The sequence below is a fragment of the Acinetobacter sp. AG3 genome (genome assembly GCF_022343575.1).
GTDB classification, from domain to species: Bacteria; Pseudomonadota; Gammaproteobacteria; order Pseudomonadales; family Moraxellaceae; genus Acinetobacter; species Acinetobacter guillouiae.
This window is the reverse complement of the sequence record NZ_JAKQZD010000005.1, coordinates 1-2,709: the sequence shown is the minus strand read 5'-3', so window position 1 is coordinate 2,709 and position 2,709 is coordinate 1. Positions and strand designations below refer to the sequence as shown.

General features: G+C 35.5%; 2 protein-coding genes and 1 pseudogene. All 3 read left to right on the top strand.

Translation table 11 applies throughout. From position 1 onward, the window contains the following. The first annotated feature begins 100 nt into the window (after positions 1-100). Positions 101-277, top strand: a complete 177-nt coding sequence (locus L3V46_RS22820; protein WP_239046827.1) for a hypothetical protein — start codon at positions 101-103, stop codon at positions 275-277. A 40-nt stretch (positions 278-317) separates the two neighbouring features. Further along, complete coding sequence (locus L3V46_RS22815; RefSeq protein WP_239046826.1) at positions 318-773, top strand: hypothetical protein; 456 nt, start codon at positions 318-320, stop codon at positions 771-773. 523 nt (positions 774-1,296) lie between these two features. Next, positions 1,297-2,223, top strand: a pseudogene (gene repM, locus L3V46_RS22810) (replication initiation protein RepM); the annotation flags it as partial. Positions 2,224-2,709: the final 486 nt, after the last annotated feature.

Genomic DNA, 2,709 nt, shown 5'->3' with positions numbered 1-2,709 from the left:
CGCCTAAAATCGCATTTAAGCGCCTTTTCTTCAAAAACAGGGAAATCTAGCTAAATAGGGCTAAAACCGCCAATAAACGCAAAATAGGAGCATTTAGACCATGAAATTGAGTGATGCCGAAAAAAATAATCGTTTGTCAGAGGTGTTTTTAAAGAAATCAGATCGAGAATATTACGATTTAGAAATCACTGAAGATCATCAAAAACTTTATGATCAGTACATTGCGGGGGAAATAAATCATTATGAACTTGAAAAACAACTATTTGATTTAAATTAGAGTTCTTTATAATTGCTCAAAATTTAGGAAATTATAAGTAATGCTAATTGGATTAATTATTGCGGGTATCATTCTTTATTTAATAATTTCATCTTATTTTAAAAAATCAAAAGATGCAGACGAAAAGACATTAAGACCCATGTCTGAATGGGTGATTCTTGCAAATAGTGGTACTAGAGGACATAGGGAAAAAATGTCTTATAGCTTAATTGTTCAAGCGGGAGCAATTTTAGAACAGCAGAATGTTTTACCAAATAAATCATTAAGAAACTTAATGATTTCAAAGCCTGAGCTATGTAAATCAAATTTTGTATTATTCATTATGGAGTCTGCATCTAATCTTGGTTCAGAACAATTTGATTTTTTAAAAACCTCTTATAAAACAGAACAAGCAAGAGTTCATTTAGCGCAATGTATTGGCTTAATTTTACATCATGGTAGTGAATCTGCTTTAGCACAAATAGCTCTTGCAGCTTGTTCAGATCCAGTTGATTAAATAACCGAGCGAGTGTCTACGAGCGATTGAGCGATATAAAAATTTCGCTCCTGCCTTTTCCCTGATTACAAGCTCCCTGTTGCTTCATAACGAGATTTACAGAGCAAAGCGACTGTAGCCACTGGCTCCATGACGAGCGAAGCGAGCATAAAGCTTTATGAGCGAAGCGAATCCATTCTTGTTTTTAGCGTCCTAGTGGATATTTGAAAAAACTGCCCCCAGGAATCGAGCGCAGCGAGATTCAATAGAGTTTGAGCGAAGCGAAAACATAGGGCAGTTTTAAATGCTTTTTAATTTTTTTTGGCTTTTAATAATCTTTTAAGCTTTTAAATGCTTTTAGACACGCTGAAAGCATTGCTGTGTGCGCGTTTCAAGCTTCATTAAGTGACGTTTACCTTGCAATTAAGTGACGTTTACCTTGCAAAAAAATGAAAATTTCAAAAGATAAAGTGACGTTTACCTTGCATGTTGTGACGTTAATTATTAAAGTCACATAAACGTCTAAGAATAATAGAGTCACATAATGAGTAATTTAGTTGTTAAAGATAATGCGTTAATTAATGCGAGTTATAACCTCGATTTAGTCGAGCAAAGATTAATACTTTTAGCGATTATTGAAGCTCGTCAAAGTGGCAAGGGAATTAACGCAAATGACCCATTGATCATTCACGCTGAAAGCTACATCAATCAATTTTCGGCACATAGAAATACTGCATATCAAGCATTAAAAGATGCTTGTGATGACCTATTTGCAAGGCAATTCAGTTATCAGAGCCTTAGCGATAAGGGAAATATCCAGCACCATAAATCAAGATGGGTGAGTGAAGTTATTTATGTTGAGAAAGAGGCGGTTGTTAAATTAATTTTTGCCCCTGCCATCATTCCATTGATTACTCGCCTAGAAGAACAGTTTACAAAATACGATATAGAACAAGTTTCAGGGCTTACAAGTGCTTACGCTGTAAGACTTTACGAATTATTGATTGCTTGGCGTAGCACAGGTAAAACACCCATTATTGAGATACAAAAATTTAGACAAAAACTTGGTGTTCTAGATACTGAATACAAACAAATGAACGATTTTAAAAAGCGAGTTTTAGACATTGCCATAAATCAAATTAATGAAAAAACAGACATTAAAGTTAAGGTCGAACAGCACAAAACAGGTCGTGCGATTTCAGGATTTTCCTTCAAGTTTAAGCAAAAACAAACGGAAATTTCTGAAAAATCAGTATCTCCCCAACGAGATCAAAACACGCCTGACCTATTCACCAAAATGACAGATCCGCAACGCTTCCTATTCGCTCACAAGCTGTCAGAAATGCCTGAAATGAGCAAATACTCTGAGGGTACAGAATCCTTTCAAGATTTTGCGAAACGTATAGCAGACATGCTGTTAGAACCTGAAAAATTTAAAAAGTTTTATCCGCTTTTAGAAAAACTTGGCTTCGGTTCTAAGAAAAATCAATCAACAGTGAAACTGGTTGATCAAGTCAAAACCTACTCTATCGAAGATCATAAATTTATTGCATTCGACCCAAGGGGGAGCGTTCATCTTTCGAGCTGTGCTTTCAGCATTGCACGGGACAAAAGGTACAAGCACTTGAAAAAAGATAGCGAAAAAATGGCAGACTTTGAAAGCAGATTAAAAACGATGCTTCTCGATGAAAAACAACAATCTCAATTTTTTGAGATTTTGAGAGGTGAAACATCAAGGTTTAAACCTAACTAAAATCTCCTCTAAAAAAGATTTCAAAATGCCCCAACTTTTGGGGCTTATTTTTATCTTTTTTAGAGGTCGGTTTTTTGTTTCTCGGAGAGAAACGAGTAAGCGTGCATTCCCTCCTGCTGTCGGAAAATGATAAATCTCCAAACCGCTAAAAATTTGCTTGTTAGCAAAGCACCAATATCGAGTTTCACCCCATAGCGAAAAAAC